The 17,865-nt window shown below is 70.6% G+C and carries 11 protein-coding genes; 10 read left to right on the plus strand and 1 reads right to left on the minus strand.

Features of this window, described 5'->3' with window-relative positions:
- Nucleotides 1-22 precede the first annotated feature (22 nt).
- From CA12_RS07115 to CA12_RS07135, 5 genes are all read left to right on the plus strand, one after another.
- Nucleotides 23-1,384 carry a pilus assembly FimT family protein gene (locus CA12_RS07115; protein WP_165700603.1) on the plus strand — a complete coding sequence of 454 codons (1,362 nt, stop codon included), beginning with the start codon at nucleotides 23-25 and terminating at the stop codon, nucleotides 1,382-1,384.
- 62 nt (nucleotides 1,385-1,446) lie between these two features.
- Nucleotides 1,447-3,087, plus strand: coding sequence for a type IV pilus modification PilV family protein (locus tag CA12_RS07120; protein WP_145358161.1), 1,641 nt, complete (start codon nucleotides 1,447-1,449; stop codon nucleotides 3,085-3,087).
- A 4-nt stretch (nucleotides 3,088-3,091) separates the two neighbouring features.
- The gene (locus tag CA12_RS07125; RefSeq protein WP_145358162.1) at nucleotides 3,092-5,464 is read left to right on the plus strand and encodes a prepilin-type N-terminal cleavage/methylation domain-containing protein; all 2,373 of its coding nucleotides are present in this window, start codon (nucleotides 3,092-3,094) and stop codon (nucleotides 5,462-5,464) included.
- A gap of 116 nt (nucleotides 5,465-5,580) precedes the next feature.
- Nucleotides 5,581-11,784, plus strand: coding sequence for a hypothetical protein (locus CA12_RS07130; RefSeq protein ID WP_145358163.1), 6,204 nt, complete (start codon nucleotides 5,581-5,583; stop codon nucleotides 11,782-11,784).
- 140 nt (nucleotides 11,785-11,924) lie between these two features.
- Entirely contained in the window at nucleotides 11,925-13,103 is a 1,179-nt protein-coding gene (locus CA12_RS07135) for a DUF1559 family PulG-like putative transporter (protein WP_145358164.1), read from the plus strand.
- Between the two features lie 249 nt (nucleotides 13,104-13,352).
- On the opposite strand, the gene rpsT is transcribed toward CA12_RS07135, so the two are convergent.
- Nucleotides 13,353-13,622: a 30S ribosomal protein S20 gene (rpsT, locus tag CA12_RS07140; RefSeq protein WP_145358165.1), complete on the minus strand. Its 270-nt coding sequence runs from the start codon at nucleotides 13,620-13,622 to the stop codon at nucleotides 13,353-13,355.
- A 287-nt stretch (nucleotides 13,623-13,909) separates the two neighbouring features.
- Between rpsT and CA12_RS07145 the strand changes: the two genes are divergently transcribed.
- The 5 genes from CA12_RS07145 to CA12_RS07165 all read left to right on the plus strand — a co-directional run bounded on the left by CA12_RS07145 (nucleotide 13,910) and on the right by CA12_RS07165 (nucleotide 17,822).
- Nucleotides 13,910-14,251, plus strand: a complete 342-nt coding sequence (locus CA12_RS07145) for a DUF3467 domain-containing protein (RefSeq protein ID WP_145358166.1) — start codon at nucleotides 13,910-13,912, stop codon at nucleotides 14,249-14,251.
- 98 nt (nucleotides 14,252-14,349) lie between these two features.
- Nucleotides 14,350-14,790, plus strand: a complete 441-nt coding sequence (locus tag CA12_RS07150) for a hypothetical protein (protein ID WP_145358167.1) — start codon at nucleotides 14,350-14,352, stop codon at nucleotides 14,788-14,790.
- Between the two features lie 376 nt (nucleotides 14,791-15,166).
- Nucleotides 15,167-16,237: a sigma-70 family RNA polymerase sigma factor gene (locus CA12_RS07155; protein WP_145358168.1), complete on the plus strand. Its 1,071-nt coding sequence runs from the start codon at nucleotides 15,167-15,169 to the stop codon at nucleotides 16,235-16,237.
- Nucleotides 16,238-16,347: 110 nt separating this feature from the next.
- Nucleotides 16,348-17,094 (plus strand): Uma2 family endonuclease, encoded by a 747-nt coding sequence (locus tag CA12_RS07160; RefSeq protein ID WP_145358169.1) that lies wholly within the window; start codon nucleotides 16,348-16,350, stop codon nucleotides 17,092-17,094.
- 29 nt (nucleotides 17,095-17,123) lie between these two features.
- The gene (locus tag CA12_RS07165) at nucleotides 17,124-17,822 is read left to right on the plus strand and encodes a hypothetical protein (RefSeq protein ID WP_145358170.1); all 699 of its coding nucleotides are present in this window, start codon (nucleotides 17,124-17,126) and stop codon (nucleotides 17,820-17,822) included.
- The last annotated feature ends 43 nt before the right edge of the window (nucleotides 17,823-17,865 follow it).

Consider the following 17,865-nt stretch of genomic DNA (forward strand, 5'->3'; position numbering starts at 1 on the left):
GGAGCTCGCGCTCCGGGCTGGTATGCGGTCCCCCCGCCGGACCGGCTTCACGCTGATCGAACTGCTGGTGGCGGTCACGATCTTCCTGATCCTGGCCACCGTCACCCTGACGGCGGTGGGGGCGTTCCAGAGCGCCGATCAGGTCAGCGGGTCGGCCCGGCAGGTGCAGAGCTTCACCAGCGGCGCCCGCGACCGGGCGATCTATACGGTGCGCACGGACGCCGGCGCCCGCTCCCGCGGCGTGCGGCTGCTGGTTAACAACGACCTGACCGACGCCAACGGCAACCCGTTCGCCTGCACCACGCTGCAATACGTCGAAAGCGCCGGCTACTTCCCCCCGCTAGCCGTCGACCGGCTGGAGTTCGCTGACAGCGAATTGCTGTTCCTCGCCGGCGGACCGACTGACGGCACCGTCGCCGAACTCGTTCCTCCGGTCTTCGTCGGCGGCGTGGTTCAACCTTATAAAGACGGCGACGACGGCAATCCGCCGGACTTCTTTCTCACCGCCGGCAGCGAACGGGAGCCGATCGCCGACAAGCCCGGCGCCTTGGCCACGGCCTGGCGGGACACCCCGCTGAACCGCGTGTTCCAGGCGGGCTTGTTGGGGGAGAACATCCCGAAACAGACCGCGTCGCCCCATCAAACCACGGCTCTGTTCACCGCCCGCGTGCGGCTGCCGAAGTACGCGAACGGCGCCGGGCGCTGGTATCAGGCACTGATCGTCTCCGTAGGGTCCGAGGGCGAGAGCGAGCAGGCGCTGCGTCTCAAGGGGATCGCCCGGGTGTTCCTGATGACGCTCTCCGCTGCGGAGGACCCGCAGGAATATAATTTGAACGCCGCCGAGGACGGCTACGTCTTCGAGTTGCGGACAGTACCGCTGGCCGGCGAGGACCCGCGGCCGCTGCCGAACCAGACCGCGATCGACCTCCGCGGCGCCGCCCGCTTCGGCGGGCTGCCCTCCACCTGGTTCACGCTGGTGAACCACGACGGCGACGGCTCGACCGCCGCGATCCCCGTGCCGCGGGGGCCGCTGGACATCATGTTCGATCCCTCGGGGATGGTGACCGGCCCGCTGGCCGCCAGCGGTCTGATCCATCTGCCGGTGGTGAGCCTGGAGGACCTGGACGAAGGCACGAACTCCGGGCGCTTCGCCCAGGGCGAGTTCCTGCCGCTGGGCTACGTCGGCACGGACGCGGACGCCCCGATCGCCTTCGACGGCACGACCTACTCCGGCCCCGGCAAAAGCGCGGAGGACCTCGTCGTCACGATCAACACCCAGACCGGCACGGTGACCGTCGCCCCGCTCGACGGGGCGACCTCGTCCGGCAACGGCATCGCCAACGATCCGTTCCGATTCGCCGAACTCGGACTGGAGGCGCCGTGACGACCTCCGCCGCTTCGCGGTTCTCCTCTCGACTGTTCATTCGTTCCCTCTCCGGCTCTCTGATGCACGCCCGCCCGTCCGCCCGCCGCCCCGTTTCGCCGCGATTGTCGGCGGCGATGGCGCGGCGGCTCCGGGCTACGCCCCGCGGCCGCCGCGCGGCGGCCCGGCTGGGCGTGACGTTGACGGAAGTGCTGATGAGCCTGCTGGTGATGGGCATCGGCGTGACGAGCGTCGCCACGCTGTTCCCGCTGGCGGTGCTCCGCGGCGCCCGGGCCACGCAGTTGACGGCCGGCACGATCCTGAAGGTGAACGCCGAGGAAACGGTCCGCTTCAGCCACACCCCCTCGCTGGAGGCCCCGTTGCCGAAGCAGATCGGCGGGGTGCTGCTGAAGGGGGGCGTGAGCGCCTTCCCGCGGGGCGCCAGCCCCGGCGTGGAGCGGTTGGCGATGCTGCTCGACCCGGACGCCAACGGCAGCCTGGACGTCTGCGGGGCGGCGACGAAGGTCTCTCCCACGAACACGCTGGCCTGGGGGCCGGGCGGGGCGTTCCTCGGCAACGGCGGCACGCCGCGGAAGTACGTCGTCGACCCGCTCGGCGCCGCGGTGCTGGCAGGAGACACGTCGGACGCCGTGAGCCCGTGGTTCTACGGCGCGAAGGCCACGGCCGGTTCGGCGGCGACGGATCAGTTCGGGGCCGCCCTGGGCGGCGAGCCCGCCCTGCGGTTCGCCTGGCCCTTCCCCTGGGAGATGGTCAACGCCGCCGAGAGCGGCAACTCGGCCGTGCGGCGGCAGATGGTCGAGACGGCCTACAACGTCGTCGGCCGGGCCGGGGACTACAGCTCCGATCTGGACGTGGACGCCTCGGCGACCTTGAACGCCGCCGGCACGGTGACGATCACGTTCAGCAACCGCGACGTGGAGAACGGGGCGCTGGAGGAGTTCTACGATCAGAACAACGCCACGGCGGAGGGGCTCGCCGTGCCGGGGGCCGATCTCGCCCGGATCGTGCTGTTCGCTCCCGACCAGCGGTCCAGCGCCGCCATCCCGCTGGCCCGTCTGCCGGAGGCGGAGGTGAGAGCCGGCGCCGCTCCGGACGACGTGACGGACGTCGCCGACGGCTACACCCTCACGGTTCACACCCCGAACGCCGGCTTCCAGGCGGCGGCGTTCGACACCGACGGCGACGGCGTCGCGAACACCGGGGCGAACGTGCCCCTGCGGGTGCGGCTGGAACGGCCGGACCGGCGGTACAGCTGGATGCTGACCTGCCGGCGGACCGGCTCGGAGCGGACCGAGGCGGAGGTCGCCGTGTTCTTCAACCGGGCCCTCAGCGCGGAGGACGAGTCCGTCTGGCGCAGCGTGCGGACCGCGAGCGGCTCCTACGTGCTGTTCTGGGACACGGGCTCCGCGACCCCGCAGCGGAACCCGCAGGTGGTGGGCGGCGGCTGGCTGCTGGAAATGGGCGAATTCGCTTGGTTACAGGTCGGCCGCGTGCTGGAGGCCGAAGGCGACCCCACGGACGCCGACGCCCCCCAACGGGTGAAGGACGCCTACAGCCGGGCCGGCGGGGGGATGACCACGCCGCGATATCTGGAGTTCCTGCTGTCGTCCGGCACGCCGCGCCGCAACGAGGCCGGGATGGGGGGCAACCTGTTCGCCACGTTCCCGCGGGGGGTGGTGTCCGTGTTCACGCTGGACCCGTAACGCCATGACGCCCGCCCCGCCGCCGCTCCCGCCCGTCACCGACCGTCCTCACGCCCGCCGCCCGACCGTGCCGTCCCGTCGCCCCGCCGCTCGTCTCGCCCGCTCCCAAGGGGCGCGCCGCCAAGACGCGCGCCGCCTGGCGGCGACGGCGAACCGGCGTCCGCGGGCCGGCTTCACCTTAATTGAGATGCTGGTCGCCACGACGCTGGTGCTGTTGATGATGCTGTTGTTCGCGCAGGTGTTCGGCCTGGCGACGGAGACGGTCTCGATGCGCAAGGGGATGGCGGCGAACGATCAGAAGGCCCGCCTGCTGACGGGCCGGTTCGACAACGACCTGTCCGCCCGCACCTTCCGCACCGTGGCCCCCTTCCGCGGGGCGACGTTCGCCTATGTGTGGAACGGCGTCGACGCCTGGGAGCGGCAGCCGGCCAGCGATAGCGGCGTGGACCTCTACACCGCCAACGGCAGCACCACCCGGGCGTGGGCGACGGAGACGGTTAAAGGGCGGCTGGAGGATCGTCGCGGCTACTTCTCGATCAGCGAGAACGACCCCGACGACGACACCGACGAGGTCCTCAGTTTCACGATCGACCGCCGCCTGGCGGAACGTCGCGGCGGGGTCGACTACTCCCCCGCCCTCGGCCGGGCTACGGTGCTGGACACCGATGCGGCGCTGTTCAAATCGTCCGGCGGCGACGTCGAGCCGGACCAGCCGGCCACCGATCAGTTCAACACCAGCGGCGCCGCGGACGAGGAGAAACTCAGCGACAGCCCGCTGATCAGCGGCACCGGCATCGGACAGCAGGCGCTGGAGTCCGCCCAGCCGGTCGGGGTGTCGAACTACGAAGTCGTCACCTTCTACCTGCGGAACGGCAACTTGGTCCGCGCCCGCAAGCTGATACGGGAGCCGAAGACGAACCCCACCCTGTGGGATACCGACGCCGACAACGCCCCGAACTCCTGGCCCCCGGGCGGAATGGTCGATCCGGACGACGGCCTGGAACACAGCTTCGCCCATTACTTCGACTACGCCGCCTACAGCCACCCCAATACGCTGGCGACCTCGGGGACGCAAACTCTCGGCCCGGTGCTGCACTCCGAGGCCAGCCTAGACAACGAGTCCGGCGGCGATTTGGTGCGGGCCAATCTTAACGAGGCGGATGACCTAACGAACTACGGCGTCTCTCTGGACGAGTACCGCATGCCGGACAGCCTCGGCAACCCGCTGCTGCGGGACGGCGCCGGGTTCTTCCCCTTCGACGTGACGAACCCCGGCCGCACCCAGCCGTTCGGCCGCCCGCGGGAGTTCCTGGGGATTACCCTCGGCCCGGACGTGCAGTTCGGCGGCGGCGGCCTGACCAGCGAAGACTGGAACACCCCCTTCTTCGGCCGCTACACCGTGCAGGAGCAGTCCCACCCGGACTTCAAGTTGCCCGGCCGGGCGGCGATGCCCCCCGGCGCCTCCGCGGGCTCCAGCGACGGCGGCCCGCTGTTCGCCGAGAACCCGCGCGTCCTGAAGTACCTCAACGACGGGGGCGGCCGCCGCGATCGCCGCGGCGAGGAGATCCTGCTCACGAACGTGCACGGGTTCGACATCGAAGTCTACGACGACGCGATCGGGGATTTCGTGGACCTCGGCCACACCCGCACGGCGCCGACCCAGGACCTTTTCGATATCAACGGCGACGGCGACTACACCGACAGCGTGCAGATCCCCGGCGACTACCACGCCGACCGCCTGCGGGCGCTCACGCCGAAGGGGGAACTCGCCCTGGACGTGCTCGGCGACGCGGAGCCGGACGCCAGCTACGACGCCGACGGCACCACAGACCCGCACCCGTTCGGCAACCGGTTCGACACCTGGCACCCGGACATGGCCCTGATGGGCCTCGGCTGGGCGGACACGGGGTCCGGCACCCCCGACACGCCGGTGTCGCTGCGGCGCCCCTACCCGCCGCCGTACCGGCCGCTGCGGAACCCCTTCGGCGGGGACGTCGGCCTGCCGGTGGGCGTGGACATGACCTTCAGCGGCGTCGGCCTGGTCTCCGCGGCCGATCTGGCCGGCGCCCCGGGCGACGCCCCGATCTCCAGCATCCCCCTGGTCGACGCCACCGCCAACGACAGCTTCTACGACGACGACGGCTTCCTGCACGAGAAACTGCCCCTGCACACCGGCCCCGGCGGCTCCAGGGGCGGGTACTACGTCCGCGGGGACGTCGGCGGGTCGCCGCGGCTGTTCCCGAATCCCAACGTGATCGGCCAGCCCGGCTCCGGCGACGAGAAGCCGCTGCGGGCCATTCGGATCACCGTCCGCTACTACGACGTGCAAAGCGATCAGATGCGGCAGGAATCCTTCCGCCACAGCTTCACGAACTAGCACCCCCCCGGACGGCAGCGCCCCGGCGTCCGTCCCCCCTCGCCCCTTCCTTCGACCTCCGCCCGCCGGCCTCGTTCTGAGGCCGGCGGACGACCCCTCCCGATCGGGAACCCCTCATGAACGCCCGCCGCAACCCCCCGCCCCGCCCGCTCGCGCCTCGGGCGACCGCCCCCTCCCGGCACGCCCGCCGGGGGACCGTGATCGTCGTGGTCATCGCCCTGCTGGGGGCGTTGATGCTGCTGGGCTTCCTGTTCCTGACGCTCACGATGCAGGAGGAGGCGAACAGCCAGAATTTCGGCGAGACCCACGACCTGCCCGCCGAAAAAGACCCGGACGTCTTCTTTAACTGGGCCCTGGAGCAACTGATCGTCGGCCCGCCGGACACGGCCCGCAACAGCGTGCTGTTCAGCGGTTATAAATCGCTGCTGCCGAATATGGTCGGGGCGGACCTGGCCCCCTACGACGGCACGGGCGTCGGCACGGCGTGGAGCGGGGCGAACGGCCGGCCGGAGCTGGACCTCAACCGCAACGGCGTCGTCGACCTGGACGAGGGCCTCGATCCGGCGAAGCAGTTCGCCCTGCAACTGAACTTCGCCCCCGGCTCGCAGCTGGACCCGCTGGACTACACGGCGCTGCGGAACCCGTCCGTCAATCTGCTGCCGGCCCCGGACGCGGACTTCACCTACCCGGACCTCAACAGCGCCTTCCTGTCCTACGACTGGATCGAACCGGTCACCGGGCGGCGGGTCGTGATCCCCTCGTTCCACCGCCCCCAACTGCTGCGGAACCGGATCGCCGCGGGCGACTATCTGCTGGACCCGGGGAGCGAGTGGACCGACGTGGGCGGGACGCCGGTGCACCCCTGGTACACCAGCACGGAGACGCTGCCCTTCGTGATGCGGCCGCACCTAGAGCGCCGCGTGGTCGCCACCGATCCGGAGAACCCGACGAACTTCAGCGTGCGGTTTGAGGACGCGGGGTACGCCCGACGGTTCGTGACCGGGAATTGGCCGGACGTGGACGGTTCCGGCCCCGTCGCCTCGGACGATCCGAGCTTCGTGCCGCCGATCAGTCTGGCCGTGCATCGGGAACCGATCTGGCGGGTGGGGATCGGCGACGCCGCCGCGGTCGCCGCCGGCACCGACACCGCCGCCTACGCCAACAGCTACGACGCCGACCCGGACAACGACGGCATCTTCGACGCGATCTGGCTGGACCTGGACTTCCCGATTCAAAACGCCGGCGACGGCGTGGGAGAGTTCGTGCCGCTGTGGGCGTTGAAGGTCGTGGACGTGGACGCGCTGTTCAACCTGAACGCGCACGGCAACAGCTACGGCTCCTACGCGGACGCCGACGGCGACAGCGTGGACGATAGTTTGAACCTGCTCGGCGACCGGTTCATCGGGAGCACGAACGCCGCCCCGCCGCTCTCGCAGAGCGGCTCCGGCCTGATGACGCAGGACGGGGTCAACGCGCAGTACGGCCTGGCGGGGTTGGGCAACACCAACATCGACCCGCTGTCGGACGAGGCGAAGGCCGTGAAGGCCTTCAGCGAGTTCTACGACCGCGCCCGCGACACCGACACGCCCTGGACCGGCGGGGCGGCCCAGAGCCGCAACTTGGAGTGGTGGTTCCTGCTGCACGGCCGCGTCACCTTCCGCGACAGCCCGGGCGGCGGCGGCGGCCGCGTGCCGGACGACCTGCTGGTCGGCCGCTACGGCGAGCCGGACCGGCTGGAGGAGGGGGCGATGGTGCTGGGGACCGGCGACCCGACCGCCGCGGCGTTCTTCCCGTACCCGGGTCTGACGGCCAACTCCTACAACGTCGGCGGGGCCGGCGACGACAACTCCAACGCCTTGGAGGGCCTGGGCCGGCAGTTGCCGGGGCTGGCGTTCGGCGGGGCCCGGGGCTACGGCGCCGGCGCCACGCACACGATGACCATCGCCCCCGAGGGCGTGCCGCTGGACCGCCGCGGCAGCGGGTTCGCCACCGACGCCCTCCGCGGTCTGCAGGGCCTGTTCCTGACGGACACCAACCCCATCCCCAACGACGGCCGGACGCTGCCGGACGGATTGGAGGACGGGAACGTGCGGTTCCGGTTCCCCACGCTGATGAACGCGGTGCTGCCGCTGTTCGACGTGAGCGCCAATCAGGGCTTCAACAACTCGGCGACGGTCGGGGCGGTCGGCGCGTTCGCCTACGTGCGGAACTGGTTCGCCGGGACCGGCCTGCATGAGGGCCGCATCTTCGCCAATCGGGCCTACGCCGTCGCGATGAACGCCGCCGGCGAGCCGACCCAGGGCACGGTGACGGCGGAATTGACCGGCCAGGGCGCCGCCGCCGGGTCGATGGTCGAACCGACCTCCGGGAACGCCGGGGCGGCGCCGACGGGCCGCTGGGCGGCCTCGCTGTACGGCGCCGCGGCCGGCCAGATGAATAATTTCGAGCAGTACCATCGCCTGCAAATCGACGAGCCGGCGGAGACGATCCGCGACTTCGATCTGGCCCAGTCGCAGAGCAGCGACCAGATCTTCTCCCCCGCGGAGACTGCCCGGCTGCACATGACGGACGCGGACTACCGAATCGGCAAAACGACCAGCCGCCTGCTGACGCTGGCGCCGGTCAGCTTCGCCAAGGCGCCGGAGCACGAGCGCGTCCGCCGCCGGTTCACCTCGGTGAGCTGGGACGTGGCCACGACCGCCTCCCGCTTCGAGCCGCCCGTCGCCGCCCTGCAGAGCCCCGGGGCGAGCGAGCGGGCTTGGGAGCACAATCGCCTCCCCTCCGCTGCCGCCACGGACCCCCGCCAATTCCCGCCGGTGTTCGGCAACGTCGCGGCGTTCGACCAGAACGACCCGTTCCGGGCCCCGGTGCGGAGCATTCTCGGCCAGGCCGTCATGAACGCGGAGCCGACGACGCTGGACGGCAAGCGGGACCTCCGCCGGCTGATGCGGAAGCTCAGCTTCAATCTGGTCGCCGAACGCGTCACCAACCCCGCCGACCCCGCGTTCGACCGCACCGCCGGCACGAACGGGCACGGCGAGGTGCGGCTGCGGACCCTCACCCCGCACCCGCTCAACCTGGCGGCGACCGAGGTGATCGGCCCCGCCGGGCACCCGGCGTTCGCGGATTACACAGGCACCACGAACACGACGCCGCGGTTCGGGGTCATGGAGGACAACCCGATCCCCAGCGACGGCGTGACCCGGGTCAACCTCCGGGCCGCCGGCGGCGGCGCCGGCACGGGGCTGCTGACGTGGGACTTCGGCGGCCTCAGCGGGCAAAGCGCCCTGCGGGCCCAGGAGTGGCACGCCCGCCGGGATCGGCAGAACCTCGCCCGGGACATCTACGTCCTGCTGTACACGGTGGGCGGCGTCGACCCGGCCACGCCGAACAAGAACTACACCGGCGACAACTCCGCCCACGCGCTCTACTCCGAGGAGCAGCTCCGCGAGATGGCGCAGCTCGCGGTGAACATCGTGGACGCGATGGACCCGGACCCGGTCCGCACGCTGTTCGTTTACGACAAGAACCTCGGCAACGGCTACACGCCGTTTGACGACGGCTACGCCAACCGCCCCGACCCGGCCGACAATGAACGCGGCGTCGTCGCGGGCGTCGAACGGCAGGAACTGGCCCTGTCCGAAGTCCTGGCGAACGTCTCCTGGGCGGAGGACGGGACCGACGGGGACGGCGACCCGGCCAACCACACGCTGACGGAGTGGAACGACGCCGGGAAGGACGAGACGCCGCACGACTTCTTGTTCGTCGAACTGGCCTACACCGGCCCGGGCGAACTCAACTTCGCCGGGGGCAACCCGGCGATCAACGGCGGGGCGCCGGGCGAGAACGTCCGGATCGTCGTCCGCGACCCGCGGAACGATCGGCAGTTCCGTGAGGACGACGGCCTCGTCGGCACGCCGGCGATGAGCGCCCGCGCGATCATCCCCCGGGCCGGCAAGCTGACCGCCGCCCGCCCGTTCTACACCGTCGCCAATGCGGACGCGTACAACGACGGCAGCACCTACGTCGACACCATGACGTACAACGCCGCCAACGCCCGCAGCCGCATGCGGGTGAACCTCAACGAGCAGCGGTCCGCCCCCAGCGGGGTGGACGGGGTGAACTGGATCACCCTCGCCCCGCAGCCGTTTGCCGACAACGCCCGGCAGGTGGACCCCGCGTCGGTACTGCGGGACACGAACTCCGGCAACAACGCCCAGATTCTTGACACGCTGGCGCCCGGCGACACGGCGAACCCGACCTTCCGCGTCCAGCACCTGAACAACGACCTGACCGTCACCGCTCTGGCGAACCCCGCGACCGCGGACGCGAACGACCTGTTCCATCTGAATCCGCCCACCGCTGAGGACTGGTATGCCGACGCCGACGCCACCCCGGCGGTCGAGGTGCTGCTCCAGGTTCGGTTGAACCCGCTCCGCCAGCCCAAGGCCGCCGACCCGGCCGACCCGAACTACGGGACCGAGGACCGCGACAACCCCTGGGTCACCGTCGACCGGACCCGGGTGGTGACCACGCGGCTGGACCTGTTCGTGGGTGACGACAACGACGCCGACCCGTCGGCGAACCCGGGCAGCGGGGCCTTCGAGGCGCACTTCACCGACGGCGGCGCCGTCGCCGGGCCGATCTCCGCGGCGGGCGGCACAAACGACACGCCCAAGCTCGCCAGCCGCGTGCGGATGGAGCCCCTGCTGCGGGCCAGCGAACTGGCCGCCGTCGGCCGGACGAACGCCGAACGCTCCCTGTTCGACGGGGCGAACCCCTCCCCGCGGAACGCGGAGTACGGCTCCTTCGTGTTCAACTCCCTCGGCGGGCACGACCGGAACAGTCCGGGCGGACATGCCGGGGAGATGCGGCCGTTCGCTCTCTGGCAGCCGCACTACGACCGCGAGTTCGCCGGCCCCGCCGACGTGATCGGCGTGCCGCTGTACGACGCCGAATCCCTCACCGGCCTCACCGCCGAGAGCGACCGGGCCTTCGGCAGCGGGGCCTCGGCGATCAAGAAGACGACCTTCCAAGAGTTTTCGACGCTCGGCAGCAACGCCCTGCGGCAGATCGGTCTCGGCTACGACCCGGACCCGCAGGATTTCACCGGGCAGACCGGCGTCGGGCACGACGCCGTCCTCAACGAGTTCGCCGTCGCCGGGTCCCGGCTGCTCTACCCGGACGTCGCCCGCCCCTCCTGGCAGGACCCCGTGTACGGGGGCGACGGCGCCAGCACGACGCAATTCAACGCTTGGTACCGCCTGTTGCAGTACGTCGGCACGCCCCGGCGGCTGGCCGAGATGACCGACGCCGTTGCGGAGACCGTCGCCGTCGGCCCGACCGACCGACTGAACCAGGACGGCACGTTCGATCTGGGCGAGTACCGCCTGCCCGGCCGCATCAACCTGAACACCCTGCGGCACCCGCAGGTGCTCGCCGGGGTGATGGACGACTCGCGGGTCCACGGCAGCCCGAGCTTCTTCGGTCTGCCGGCGGCCCCCGGGAGCCCCACCCCTGCCGGGACCAGCGGCGTGACGGACCTCGGCGGGAACTCCTTCAACGAGGACTTCTACCGTTCCCTGCTGCTCTCCCGCGACGGCCGCGACCCGCTCACCCTGCCGCCCGACTGGGGCGGCGTGCGGGCCGTTCTGCCCGGGCTGGCGGCCCGGGGGATGGGCGCGGCGGGCGGACTCGACGGGAACCCCTTCACCGGGTTCCACGGCCCGACCGGCTCGCTGACGGACCCCAAGAACCTGCGGGGGGCGATTCAGTCCACCCCGCTGCGACTCCGCCCGCAGGCCGACGCCTGGGTCGGTGGGACCGGCGTCGCCCTGAACGGCCGCACGGACCGTACGAGCGACAACCTGCCCCGCGCCTTCTTCGGCGTGGGCGGGTCTCAGATCAACCACGCCACGGACGAGACCGGCCGGAACCCCGCGGACCTGGACTTCACCACCCGCTACCGATTGCTCAACAAAGTGTTGAATTCTGCAACACACCGTAGCAACGTGTTCCTCTGCTGGATTCAGGTCGACTTCTTCCACGCCCGGGAACTGACCGGCGAGGAGATTGGCCTGACCGGCGCCGAGGCCAACCAGCGTCTGGTGCGGATCGGCGCCAAACGGGGCGACAGCCCCCGCTACCGCGGCGTGTTCCTGATCGATCGCTCCAAAGCCCCGGCCCTGCTGCGGGCGGACCATCTGCCGGAGACCTCCGACGCCGGGCTGAACACCTACAGCTTCGCCCGGGAACCGCTCTCCGGCGGGGCCAAGTTCCCCTGGCAGGAGCTGATCCTTCACCGCCAGCGGATTCAGTGATCCCCCCGCCGATGGACCCGCCCTGGGGGATTCACCCCTCGTGGCACGTGTTTTGCGATAGAATGCCTGCGGCGTTCCGCCGTTTCTGAACCACCCCGTTCCCGCCGTTCCGTCCCCTGCTCGCTCAAGGCTCCGACCCGATGAACCTCCCCCGCCCCCGCCGACCCCTCGCCGCGGCGCGGCGGGGCCAGCTCTTCCTGAAACCCGGCCGCACCGGGTTTACGCTAATCGAACTGCTGGTGGTCATCAGCATCATCGCGGTGCTGATCTCGCTGGTGGCCCCCGCCGTCCAGCAGGCCCGCGCCGCCGCCCGGCTGATGCAGTGCCAGAACAATGTCAAGCAGATCACCCTGGCGCTGACCAACAAATCCACCAGCAACAGCGGCAAGCTGCCCCACATCCGCGACGGGGTGTACCGGCTCGCGGACCGGAGCAACGCCGGCATCGCCGCCCGCAACACGTGGCCGCGGTCGATCCTGCCGCAGATGGACGCCCGGTCGCTGGACCGCTCGATCAGCAGCCTGGAAGAGCTGCACCTGACCACTTCCGACGTCGCTGACTTCACCGACCGGATCGCGGTGCTGAACCTCGGCACCGGCCAGGTGAAGAGCTACGTCTGCCCGGACGACAGCGTCAACGCCAGTGCCAACTACGGCCTGAGCTACCGGGCGAACGGCGGCTACTTCGGCAGCAGCATCACCCCGTTGGCCGACGGCACCGGCGGGAACGCCGGCGCCCACACCCCCAGCAACTACGACTGGACCGTCAACGGCGTCGACGTGCCGAACAATGTCGACGTCCACCTCAAGAGCGGGGCGATGCACATGCCGGTCGGCGGCGACATCGACGTCCCCGGCGCGTCCCCGGCTCAACTGACGCTGGACCAGATCGGCAACTGGGACGGGACCACCAACACGATGTGGATCTCCGAGAACGACACCCAGTCGAGCTGGCTCGACGGCAACGCCTTCGGCCTCGCCTTCGGGGCGACCGTGGCCAGCACTGGCGACTCCCCCGTCGCCGCGACCTTCCCGCAGGAGGGCGCCTACCTGCCGTTCGCCAACGAGGACCCGGGCAAGCCGAACGCCAAGTTCAACAGCAACGTGGCGCGGCCGCGGCCCTCGTCGGAGCACTCCGGCGGGGCGATCATCGTCGGGTTCTGCGACGGTCGGGCCACCAGCTTCAACGACAACATCGCCCGCGACGTCTACATCCGCCTGATCTCCAGCGGCGGGTCGGCCCTCTCCTTCGCCCGTGACGGCAGCGCCACCTCCGGCTTGCCGCTGCAGGCCCCGGTCAGCGCCTCCGATTACGACTGAGCGCCCTCTGCTCGCCGTTCTCCGCACCGCGGTCGGTTCGCCGGCCGCGGTGTTTTTGTGCGCTCCCGCCCGGAGCGCCGCGACCGCGCGGGCCGCAACGACTGGCGATCGGCGCCGGCGGCCTGCAGCGCCTCCCGGTGACGACGCCTCCTTACAGCGGCGCCTGACCGACCGCGCACGAAAACGCCCGCCGCGATCTGCGGCGGGCGTTTTCGATGGAACCGCCGACGATCGACGCCGGCGTCGGCCTCAGCTTTCGGTGAGGGCGGCGTTGAGCTTCTTGGCCAGCCGGCTCTTCAGGCGGGCGGCCTTGTTCTTATGAATCAGGCCGCGGCCGGCGGAGATGTCCAGGTGCCGCATCGCCGTCTTCACGTCGTCGGCAGCCTCGGACGGCTGCCCCTCGACCGCGACGCGGGCCTTTTTCAGGTTGGTCCGCAGCGCGCTGCGGTTCGACCGGTTCACCAACCGCCGCTTCTGGCTCTTACGGAGGGCCTTTTTGGCGCTGGGAGAGTTGGGCATCGGGAGCGGAGACGACGGGGCGAAACGAAACGGGCGCGGCGCCGGGTCACGGTGCGCCGGAACGGAGGATCGGGGAGTCTATGCAGGTCGGCCGGGGCAATCCAGTCCGAGGCGGTCCCGCCGTTCCCGTCCGCCCGCTTTCGTCCTTCTTCCCGCCCCCCGGCGCGGCGCGGCCGCCCTCCTCCCGCGGCGGGGAGCTCCGGTTCCGCCCCGCGTTGCCGCCGCGGCGGCCCCCCGGTAAGACGGTCGCCCCCCCGCATTCCCGATCCCCCGCACCGGACGCCCCGATGAGCAGCGACGCCCTCCCCCCCGACCCTGAAGCCGCCCAAGACGCGCCTGAGCAACAGCAACGCGTCAACGTGCAGTTCGACGACAGCGGCGCCGCCGTCTGCTACGCCAACTTCTGCCGCGTCTCCCGCAGCCCCGAGGAGATCATCCTCGACGTCGGCCTCAACCCGCACCCCGGCGGCGGCGTCCCGGCCAAGGTGACCGTCGCCCAGCGGATCGTGATGAACCCCTACACCGCCAAGCGTCTGCTGGGGGCCCTGAACGTCGCCCTCCGCCAGCACGAACAGACCTTCGGCGAAGTGCAGGTCGACGTGCGGAAGCGGGTCGTCAACCAGGGCTAGGCGGAAATTCCCAGACCAAGAAATCAAGAACCAAGGGGGGAAGACAGAGTTCGACCTCAGAGTTTGGTTCTTGATCTCTTGGTCCTTGGAGCTTTCCCGTGACGGACGTCGCCGTCTTGCTGGTTCAGGCCGCCGTCACCCTGCCGCTGGTCGGGCTGATCTGGACGGTGCAGCTTGTGCATTACCCGCTGTTCGACGGCGTCGGGGCGGAGGGGTTTGCGGAATACGAACGCCGGCACTCCCTCCGCATCACCTGGATCGTGGCGCCGCTGATGCTGGCGGAACTGGCCGTCAGCGGCTGGCTGGCCGTGCAGCCGCCCGCGGGCGTGCCGGCGTGGCAATGCTGGCTGGGAGCGACGCTGACGGCGGGAATCTGGCTCTCGACCGGCTTCCTGCAGGTCCCCCGCCATCGGGAACTCGCCGCGGGCTTCGTCCCCGCCGCCCACGCGGCGCTGGTGGGCACGAACTGGCTGCGCACGCTGCTGTGGTCCGGCCGTGGGGCTCTGGCACTGGCGATGCTCGCGGCCCGGCTGAGCTGACGCGGGGAGGACGGCTCCGCGGGAGTCTCCAAGAGGTCGGCACTGGTCATCGGCTTGGCCGCAGTTTACCGTTGCAACAGGCAACTTCCTGTTGCAACGGGGGAATCCCTCACCCCAGGGCGCGGGAGTCGGACCCGGCGAGGTGATTGAGAACGCCGGCCCCCCTGTCTATGGTCACCTTTCGCGGTGAACGATTTGGACGTTTCGACGCCGCCCCGCCGCGAGACCGACCGGACCCCCGCTGCCAGATCGCTCGGGACGCGCCCCCGCAGGGCCTGTTTTTAGCGAGAAGGCGACGGGCGCCGGGATCGGCCGCGGACCCGCTCCGGGAGTCTTCCTCCCGGACGCCAGCCTCCTCTCGAACGGACCGCCCGTCATGCCCGCCGCTCGCCTCGCGACGCAGACCCCTCCCCCAGCTGCGTCCCCCACACAACGCGGTCAGGAGAAAGCGGGCCGGGCCGGGCGGACCCCGGTCAACCGCCTGCCGACACAGAACCGCCTGCCGGCGGACGCCGTGTCCGGGCCGATGCCGGTCGACCCGGAGTCCAAGGCCGGCCGACAGTCGCGGGCCGCCGCGGTCCTCAAGGCAAAGTGCGACTTCATCGACAACCCGGAGTTCGCCGACCCCGCGGTGCAGAAGGAAATCCTCGCCACCCCGCTGATCGAGGAGGGCACGCCCGGCCGCCGGGCCCGCCGCCCCGAGGGGCTGCCGAACTATCTCGCCGGGCTGTACGAAGTCCCGCTGTTGACGCCCAAGCACGAGGCGGCGCTGTTTCGCAAAATGAACTTCCTGAAGTGGAAGGCCGCCGGGCTGCGGGAGAGCCTCTCCCCGCACCGCCCCGGCAAGAAGAAGCTGGAGGAGATCGAGTTCCTCCTCGCCGAGGCGAAGACGACCCGCAACCGCATCGCCCGCTGCAACCTGCGGCTGGTGGTCAGCATCGCCCGCAAGTTCGCCGATCAGAACGTCTCCTTCGACGAGTTCGTCTCCGAGGGGAACGTCGCCCTGCTGAACGCCGTGGCGAAGTTCGACTACGGCCGCGGCTTCCGGTTCAGCACCTACGCCACGCACGCGATCCGTCGGGCCTACTACCGCATGGTCCAGCAGCGGGGCCGGCGGAACAGCCGGATGGTGCTGGGCACCGGGGAGATCATCTCCGAGAGCCCGCACGAGCACGAGGAACGGCACCTCAACGAAGGCCAGTACGCCGACTTCCAGCGCCTGATGGCCAAGGCCGCCGGGGAGCTGGACGAACGGGAGCGGATGATCCTCACCGCCCGCTTCGGGCTGGAGGAAAGCGAAGGCGTCCAGACGTTGCAGGTCGTCGCAGGGCAGCTCGGCATCTGCAAGGAGCGGGTCCGCCAGCTCCAGAACCGGGCGATCGGCAAGCTGCGAGAACTGGCCGAGGAAATGCGGATCGAAGCCCCGGAGCTGATCGCCCCGCATTGACCCCGGGTTCTCTGTCAGCCGCCCGTAACGCCGAGGCCCCGCGGGGCCTCGGCGTTACGCTTACTGAGAGAGAGGATTTGCTACACTGACGGGTCCCTCGGAGAACGCCCATGGCTTTGCTCGCCGATTCGCCTCCGCTCGCCGCGCCCGCTGTGCGTCGCGGTTCGACGGCCCCCGTTCCGCCCCGCGACCGCGTGACGGCCCCGGCGCCCGCCGGACGGTGCGTGCTGGCGGGCGCGAATTGGGAGATGTACCGCCGGCTGCGGGACGAACCGGCGAACGCTCGCTTCAAGCTGACCTACGACGGCCCGAGCGGACGGCTGGAGATCGAGATGCCCCAAGGACCGTTGCACGAGTCCGTCGCCCGCCTGATCGCATATTTCGTAATGGCGTTTCGTCAATCCGGCGGACCGCGGTTCCGGGCGACAGGAGGCGTGACGCTCGGCCGAGAGGATCTTGATCGCGGGCTGGAGTGCGACGAATCGTTCTATATTTCCAGCCTCGATGACGCCCCGGACCTGGACGCGAACACGTTGGACCTCTCCAGCGGCGCCCTCCCGCCGGACTTGGCGATCGAGGTCGACGTGACGAGCCCGGGCGTCGAGAAACTGCCGATCTATGCGGCGCTCGGCGTGCCGGAGGTGTGGGTCTGGAACGCCGCCGACGGGTCCCTCGCCGCTCACCGACTTTCCGAGTCCGGCGGATACGCGGTCACGGCGGACAGTGTGGAACTGCCCGGGTTCCCGCTGGCGGTCGCGGCGGAGTTGATCCGCACTCGCGGCGACCGGGACGACGGCGAGTTGCAGGCCGCCTTCGCCGAGCGGCTGCGGCAGGTCTCCGGGGAGGACAATCGATGACCGCTCCGCTTCCAAAACCCCGCTCGCCCATGTTGCTCGCCCACCGATTGTTTCTCGCCGCGGTCGCCTGCCTAGTCGCCGCGGCCGTGGTGGGGGCGACCTCATGGAACGCTCAGGGGCCGCTGCCGGGCGACGTCGCCCTGACCAAAGGCTTGCAGTCGCTGTTCGGCGCCGACCCCGGTTGGGCGGCGTGGCTGACCTCGACGGCGAAGCCGCCGCTGGTCTGGCTGACGGTGCTCGTCGGGGCGGCGTTGGCCTGGGCGAAGGCCGGCTGGCGGGGGGCGGTCGCGGTTCCGGCCGTGTTCCTGATGACCCTGCTGATCGACATGGGCCTGCGGGCGGCGATCTACGTGCCGAAGCCGATCGTCGAGTTCGTCCCGATCGCCTCGCCGAGCGATTCCTCCGGCCTGCCGTCGACCTTCGGATTGGTGTTCGGGGCGGCGTTCGGGGCGGCGCTGCTGTTCCCGCGGACGATGCCGAAGCCGCAGGCCGTGACCGCCGTGGTCGTCGCCGCCCTGCTGCTGATCGCCGGGGCCTGCTGCCGGATCGTGCTGGGCGGGCACTGGTTCAGTCAGATGGCGGCGAGCCTGCTGGCGGCGTTCGGCGTCACGCTGCTGGCCGGCTGGGTGATCTGGGCCTGGCGCCCACCCGTCGAAACGCTGCTGGCCCCCGGCTCCGCCGCGACCGGGACGCCGTCGAGCGACGAGGACCTGCTCGAACCCAGTTGAGCACCGAGTCCGGTTGAACGTCGGGGCCAGTTGAAGGCCCGGG

Origin of the sequence: Alienimonas californiensis (genome assembly GCF_007743815.1) — a bacterium.
GTDB lineage: Bacteria > Planctomycetota > Planctomycetia > Planctomycetales > Planctomycetaceae > Alienimonas > Alienimonas californiensis.

Coding starts and splice junctions, on each gene's coding strand:
- CA12_RS07165 (WP_145358170.1), top strand. CDS start 17,124: ATGTTGCTCGCCCACCGATTGTTTCTCGCCGCGGTCGCCTGCCTAGTC.
- CA12_RS07125 (WP_145358162.1), top strand. CDS start 3,092: ATGACGCCCGCCCCGCCGCCGCTCCCGCCCGTCACCGACCGTCCTCAC.
- CA12_RS07145 (WP_145358166.1), top strand. CDS start 13,910: ATGAGCAGCGACGCCCTCCCCCCCGACCCTGAAGCCGCCCAAGACGCG.
- CA12_RS07155 (WP_145358168.1), top strand. CDS start 15,167: ATGCCCGCCGCTCGCCTCGCGACGCAGACCCCTCCCCCAGCTGCGTCC.
- CA12_RS07130 (WP_145358163.1), top strand. CDS start 5,581: ATGAACGCCCGCCGCAACCCCCCGCCCCGCCCGCTCGCGCCTCGGGCG.
- CA12_RS07160 (WP_145358169.1), top strand. CDS start 16,348: ATGGCTTTGCTCGCCGATTCGCCTCCGCTCGCCGCGCCCGCTGTGCGT.
- CA12_RS07115 (WP_165700603.1), top strand. CDS start 23: ATGCGGTCCCCCCGCCGGACCGGCTTCACGCTGATCGAACTGCTGGTG.
- rpsT (WP_145358165.1), bottom strand. CDS start 13,622: ATGCCCAACTCTCCCAGCGCCAAAAAGGCCCTCCGTAAGAGCCAGAAG.
- CA12_RS07120 (WP_145358161.1), top strand. CDS start 1,447: ATGCACGCCCGCCCGTCCGCCCGCCGCCCCGTTTCGCCGCGATTGTCG.
- CA12_RS07135 (WP_145358164.1), top strand. CDS start 11,925: ATGAACCTCCCCCGCCCCCGCCGACCCCTCGCCGCGGCGCGGCGGGGC.